General features: G+C 42.1%; 4 protein-coding genes. 2 read left to right on the top strand and 2 right to left on the bottom strand.

All coding sequences use genetic code 11. The features are described 5' to 3' along the window. Positions 1 to 173: 173 nt before the first annotated feature. Entirely contained in the window at positions 174 to 1,649 is a 1,476-nt protein-coding gene (locus tag AC29Z1_RS00670) for a methyl-accepting chemotaxis protein (protein ID WP_488269526.1), read from the bottom strand. Positions 1,650 to 1,899: 250 nt separating this feature from the next. Between AC29Z1_RS00670 and AC29Z1_RS00675 the strand changes: the two genes are divergently transcribed. Further along, on the top strand, positions 1,900 to 6,123 hold the full coding sequence (locus AC29Z1_RS00675; RefSeq protein WP_488269527.1) for an acyl-CoA dehydratase activase-related protein: 4,224 nt from the start codon (positions 1,900 to 1,902) through the stop codon (positions 6,121 to 6,123). Between the two features lies 1 nt (position 6,124). Here AC29Z1_RS00675 and AC29Z1_RS00680 read toward each other — a convergent pair whose 3' ends face one another. Continuing rightward, a complete protein-coding gene (locus tag AC29Z1_RS00680; RefSeq protein ID WP_488269528.1) occupies positions 6,125 to 6,529 on the bottom strand; it encodes a putative ABC transporter permease in 405 nt (134 codons plus the stop codon). 56 nt (positions 6,530 to 6,585) lie between these two features. Between AC29Z1_RS00680 and AC29Z1_RS00685 the strand changes: the two genes are divergently transcribed. Continuing rightward, a partial coding sequence (locus AC29Z1_RS00685) for a TetR/AcrR family transcriptional regulator (protein ID WP_488269529.1) occupies positions 6,586 to 7,045 on the top strand: 460 nt, incomplete at its 3' end.

The raw sequence follows: 7,045 nt of genomic DNA on the forward strand, positions 1-7,045 counted from the left end.
CTCCCAACCACTATTCGGGAGATTTTATAGGTACTAGCATTCGATCCTTAAAGCACCAGGCCTGCAAGCCTTTTACGTAAGGTTTGCAGGCCTCCTATATTTATGATCAAATACATCAAGGAGACTGTTACCTTACTACATAGTACTCACAGCCAGAAACAACTATTATACTATTAACCAACTTTTAATATTTCTATTCCTAATTTGGAATTTTTTTCAATAATACTAATAACATGATCCAGATGAACAAAAATTTCCTCTGACAGCTTTTTCGCTTGTAAATATAGCTCGTTCGCCTGCTGTGCGTTATTATTCTTGACAGCATCCACTACTTTTACCCCCATGCTGTGCAGTTCATGATGCACACTATCAATGGCTGCCCATTCTTGGGCTACGTCTGGATGACTAATATGTATAGCATGATAAAAATGACCAAATGCGCATCTCTTAGAATCAGTTTGTATAGGGTAAACTTTCATTTCATCCACAATTCGTTTTAAGTTCTTCATCCAATTACCGTGAGCTTCCTTAGCTTTTATGAGATTTTCGATTAGCTCCTGGTTAGTAATCGCATGAATACCGCCATTTAACGAGGATATCATCTCTCTGACAATATCACTAAGTTCCTCGTCAATTTTTGTTATCTGTTTTGCATTGTCAGCACTTGCCATAGCATCAGCATGAATGATCTGTGTCATCTCATGCAGTTTTTCCGCATCTTGTGCCGATAAATTCATAGCTTGATTTACTTGTTTAGCTGCTTCTTTTATATCAAGCATGGATGCTGAAATTTTACTCACATCTTTGACTGTGTCTTTTAGCATAAATACATTTTCTTTTATGGTATTTGACACCAGATCAAGCTTTTCATTCATATTATTCGTAGATGTCAATGTATGATTCAGGCTTTCTTTGGTGCCACTGGCTGCCTGATGAATATTATTCACAAACACTCGCATGTCATCTAAATTCGCTTTTGTACTATCGGCTAATTTTCTAATTTCATTAGCCACAACGGCAAATCCTCTGCCAAATTCACCGGCCCTCGCCGCTTCGATGGAAGCATTTAGTGCCAACAAATTAGTCTGTTCTGCTATGGCCTCTACGCCATTAACGATTTCGCTTACTTTGTCAGCCATTTCAACTAACTTGGCTATTTGCTCGCTCATAGTCATTGTATCTTTTACAACATTTTCTTTTAACATGTTAATTTCATTCAATTGACCCATGCTTTCATCGTTTTTGCGAATTAGATCGTTAGAGGCTTCAGACAATTGATGCATAACTGCAGACGTATGATTGATTGTCTCATTGACCTCGTTCATGCTTGCTGTAATTTCCTCGACAATAGCAAGATTTGATTCACTTAATTGCGACATATCTTTGGCAAAATCAAGCAGTTTATAAGCAGAGTGCGTCATTTTAACATCAAATTCACTGAGTGCAGATAAGCTGCCTAACATTTTTTTTGAGCTTATCGACATTTTTTCTTCACTGGCTATCAGCCGGTCAAAGTGCTTAAGCATGGTTTTATGTATAGGATACTCAACGGTAATTGCCTCAGCTGTTTTTCCCTCAAGCCGATCTTCCACGTTTTTAATTATACAAAGCGCTTCGTTACACGGTGCCTTCTTAAAAAAGTTTATCACATCCATGCCTCCTACATTCTATTATTCTGTCCCTAGCAACTGTATCTGTAAAAGAATTTTTAAACTATTAATTATTCTATAATCCCTTCAAAAATTCCTACCAAACTATAAAATTCCTCTCATCTCAAGTATCTTCGGCAAAATACTAAAAATAAGAGGAAACAAAAAAAATATTTGTTATTTTTTGAAGATAAATTATAATAAAATTAAACAATGTTTAAATTTATTGTGTTAAATAGGAGAGATCCAAATGAATGAAACATTGCGTGTTGGTATAGACATTGGTTCAACAACGTTAAAAATGGTTATTCTTAATGAGCAAAATGATATTATCTTTCAAAAATATATACGTCATTTTTCCGATATAACCACTGCCTTCCAGACGGTAATGACTAAAGCACGCACTGTTCTTCAAAAAAAGATGTTATCCATTATGTTTACAGGGTCAGCCGGCATGGGTATCTCGCAGTTGCTTGGCTTGCCGTTTGTCCAGGAGGTAATTGCTTCTACCAATGCCATCAAACGTATTATCCCTACAACCAGCACGGCAATTGAGCTTGGCGGGGAAGACGCCAAGATTACCTACTTTGACCAAACCGTTGAGCAGCGCATGAATGGGGTTTGTGCCGGAGGTACAGGGGCGTTTATTGACCACATGGCGGCCCTTTTACATACTGATCCGCAGGGATTAAATGAGCTTGCGAAAAATTATAGCACGATCTATCCCATTGCTTCCCGTTGTGGGGTGTTTGCCAAAACCGATGTGCAGGCATTAATCAATGAAGGAGTTTCCAAAGAAGATATTTCCGCCTCTATTTTGCAGGCGGTTGTTAACCAAACCATCAGCAGCTTGTCACAAGGCCGGCCAATTCGTGGCAAAGTGGCGTTTCTGGGTGGCCCTCTGCACTTTTTATCTGAACTTAGGCGAAGGTTTACTGAAACGTTAGGCCTTAGCAGCGATCAAGTGCTGGCACCTGAAACTTCCCCCTACTTTGTCGCAATTGGTGCAGCCCTTACGCAGCAACAAGAGCTTATTCCCTATGAACTTTTACAGAAAAAATCATCCAAATTATATGACTTACATCAAAAAAGTGAACAATCGTTAAACCCGCTTTTTGCCCATATAGATGAATATCAACAATTTGCGGCCCGTCATGCACAGCATACCGTAAAACGGGCCAGCCTTGAAACTTATAGCGGCAAAGCCTTTTTAGGAATTGATGCTGGTTCTACAACGACGAAACTGGCACTCATTGGTGAAGACGGCAGTTTATTATATTCCTACTATAACAGCAATCGCGGTACCCCTTTAGAGACTGTACTTGCCGCCCTGAAGGCTTTGTATCAGCAGCTAAATCCGAATACCCAGATTACGTACTCGGCAGTTACCGGTTATGGAGAACAGTTTATTAAAGCCGCTTTCCAGGTGGATATTGGTGAGGTTGAGACAGTAGCCCATCTCAAAGCTGCCCAGTATTTTTCACCTGATGTTACTTTTGTCCTCGATATTGGCGGACAGGACATGAAGAGTTTTTTTGTACGTGACGGCGTAATTGATTCCATTATGCTCAACGAAGCCTGTTCTGCCGGTTGCGGTTCCTTTGTTGAAAATTTTGCCCAAGCCATGGGTATGACGGTTAGTGATTTTTCTCAACTTGCGGTAAAAGCACAACATCCTGTTGATCTTGGCACCCGTTGCACAGTATTTATGAATTCCAAAGTGAAACAAGCGCAAAAAGAAGGCGCCGTTATCAGTGATATTGCCGCCGGAATCGCTATCTCGATAGTCAAGAACGCTTTGTTCAAAGTCATCCGCTTGAAAAACACCGATGAATTGGGTGCAAACATTGTGGTTCAGGGCGGAACCTTTTACAACGATGCTGTACTGCGAGCGCTAGAACAAACGCTTGGACGGGAGGTCATTCGTCCAGATATTGCCGGCCTTATGGGGGCTTTTGGGGCGGCACTTATCGCCAAAGAACGTTATGCAGGAACGCCTACCACACTACTTTCAATAGCGGACCTGAATCACTTTACCGCCAGTACCTCCAATCATCGCTGCCAATTATGTGGTAACCACTGTTTAATTACCACCCACCAATTTTCTAACGGTCAAGAGTACCATGCCGGTAATCGCTGCGAACGAGGCATAGGAAAAACAACCATTACAGATCACTTACCCAATCTGTACACATACAAATATCAGCGCCTGTTTCAGTATAAACCTTTGCCTGAATCGCTGGCCCACCGTGGGGTCATTGGTATTCCCCGGGTACTTAACATGTATGAAGATTACCCCTTCTGGCATACGCTGTTCACTAAACTGGGGTATCGGGTCATCTTATCGGGCCGTTCATCACGCCGACTCTATGAGCTAGGCATGGAAACCATCCCCTCAGATTCTATTTGCTATCCGGCTAAGCTGGTGCATGGACATATTTATGATTTAATTAACCGCGGCGTAAAAAAAATATTTTATCCTTGTATTCCGTACACTACAAAAGAAGACCCTGCTGCTGACAACTGCTATAACTGCCCTATGGTTACCTCTTATCCGGAAAATATTAAAGCCAATATGGATATCCTGCGCGAACAAGAGGTCCTGTTTCTTCACCCATTTTTACCCATTAACCACCGTGAACGGTTAATCAGCCGGTTAATGCAAGAGCTAGCAGCAGACAATATTACTAAGCAAGAACTTATTGCTGCGGTTGATGCGGCATATACCGAGCGCGACTGCTATAAAACAGATATCCGACGCAAAGCCCAGGAAGCACTTGCTTATATGGCCGAGAAAAATTGCAAAGGAATTATATTAGCAGGCAGACCCTATCATATTGATCCGGAAATTAATCACGGCTTGCCTGAACTCATACAATCTTATGGGTTAGTGGTATTGTCAGAAGATGCTGTACAGCATTGGAGCACAATACAGCGCCCGCTCCGGGTTGTTGATCAGTGGACCTATCATTCCCGCCTGTATGCCGCAGCAAATTTTGTCGTCAACCAGCCTAATGTGGAATTAATCCAGCTCAACTCTTTCGGCTGTGGTCTTGATGCCGTTGTAGCTGACCAGGTAAAAGAAATTCTGGATGCTCATCAACGAATTTACACGGCTATTAAATTGGATGAGGTGAGTAATCTTGGTGCCGCCAGAATCAGGGTGCGTTCACTCTTAGCTGCCATCAATGACCGTAGCCGCAAACTGAGTACAACTGCGAAGCCTGCCACCAGCCATCATCCAATCCACTTTACTGCTGAAATGAAAAAATGCCATACCATACTGGCACCGCAAATGTCACCTATTCATTTTCAGTTTTTAGAAGCAGGCTTTAGAAATGCCGGTTATCAATTGGTAATAGCCCCTGAGCCTGACCAAACGGCCATTAATGAAGGCTTACGATTTGTTCATAATGATGCCTGCTATCCTACCATTATTGTCATTGGACAATTGCTGAAAGCATTAAAGTCCGGGCAGTATGATTTGAATAACACCTCAGTCATGTTGTCTCAAACTGGCGGCGGCTGCCGTGCCACCAATTATGTGGCATTAGCCCGCAAAGCTCTGAGGGACGCCGGCATGCCTCAGATACCTGTGCTTGCTCTTGGCGGTGAAAGTCAGCCAGGATTTTCCCTGACTGTATCGCTTGTTGAGAATTTAATTATTGGAGTAATTTATGGAGATCTGTTAATGCGGGTGCTGTATCAGGTAAGACCCTACGAAAAGCACCCAGGATCATCCCAGGCACTGTATGAGTATTGGGCTGAAAAATGCCGCCACGACATCCTGATTGGCGGCAAGCATAATTTCAAGAATAATATTTTTGGCATTGTACGCGACTTTGACAATCTGGAAATCGACGAACAACTTCTTAAACCACGGGTAGGCGTAGTTGGCGAGATTTTGGTAAAATACCACCCTATAGCGAATAATCATCTTGTTGATTTGTTGGAAAGTGAAGGCGCGGAAGCCGTAGTCCCTGATATGCTGGATTTCTTCCTGTATTGCGCTTATGACAGCAAAGTAAACTATGACTTACTGGCAGGTAGTTTTGCTGCTAAAGTCAAAGGCAGCTTATTCCGAAAATTTATTGAATTTTACCGCCGCCATCTCCGTAAAGCACTGGCAGCCAGCAAACGTTTTTCACCACCATATACCATTGAGCAGCTGGCCAACCTGGCAAAAACCCATGTATCTCTTGGTAATTTTACCGGTGAAGGCTGGCTGCTAACTGCCGAAATGATTGAGCTGATTCATAGCGGCGTTGATAACATTGTATGTTTGCAGCCTTTTGCCTGCCTACCCAATCATATTACCGGCAAAGGTATGATCAGACAGTTGCGCCGCAGTTATCCGCATGCCAATATTGTAGCCATCGACTATGATCCCGGAGCCAGTGAAGTTAACCAGCTAAACCGAATTAAATTAATGCTGGCCGTAGCCAAAGAAAAATTCTATGCAAACATTGGCTAACCTACGGATATAGCCGGATATGATCCAACTTATCATGGACCTTTTCGAATAATAGTCCGGCAACAAACCACGCCGGGGCATAATCCAGACGAATGAGTCCATGAATATTGAGCGCAGCATGAGAGTAATCCCAAGGTACAGTACCAATTATAGTGCCTAGCAACCAACCAGTAACATATTCGATGGCAAAATATAGCAGCATCCAGACGGTTCCCCGCCCCCACACCGGCCAGTATCTGATGATGTCATGCAGCGGCTCAAATACTTTCACTAGCCCATATATAGGAAACATCCACAAATAGGTTCTGGCTGTCAAACAAACATCTCCGGCTAATAATGAACCTACACCTGTCCAAATAATTTCAAGACACCAGCCTAATAATCCATAAATAATAAAGTGCAGCATATGTATAGTGTAAAACTTGCAGCCAATAATTATTCCGGTATAAGGAGATAGTAACAATGGCAACCCATTGGGAAAATAAACTGGGCATCAAAAAAAAGATTATAGATGCCACGCTAGAAATCATTGGTTCCAAGGGAGTCCACCATGTAACTAGCCGAAAGATTGCCGCCCTGGCTGAAGTCAATGTAGCTGCCATAAACTACTATTTTGGTTCAAAAGATAATGTTATAAACGAGGCACTGAAAACTTTTACCGCTAAACTCATGCAATCCTTTGATCATTTGGACAACCTAGCAATACCACCAGAGGAGCGGATTAGGAATTTTCTAATAAGCTATGCAGACTATACCCTGGAATACCCGGATGTCTTTCGCAATTTTATTGAACAAATATGGCATGAGTCTGAAGCCTCATGTGAATACATCGAGTTTATAAGAAACACCGCTTTAACCAAATTAAAAGTCTCAATACAGGAATTAAACCAAAATCAAAACGAAACCGACTTAACCATGAAAA

The organism is Sporomusa sp. (assembly GCF_057736855.1).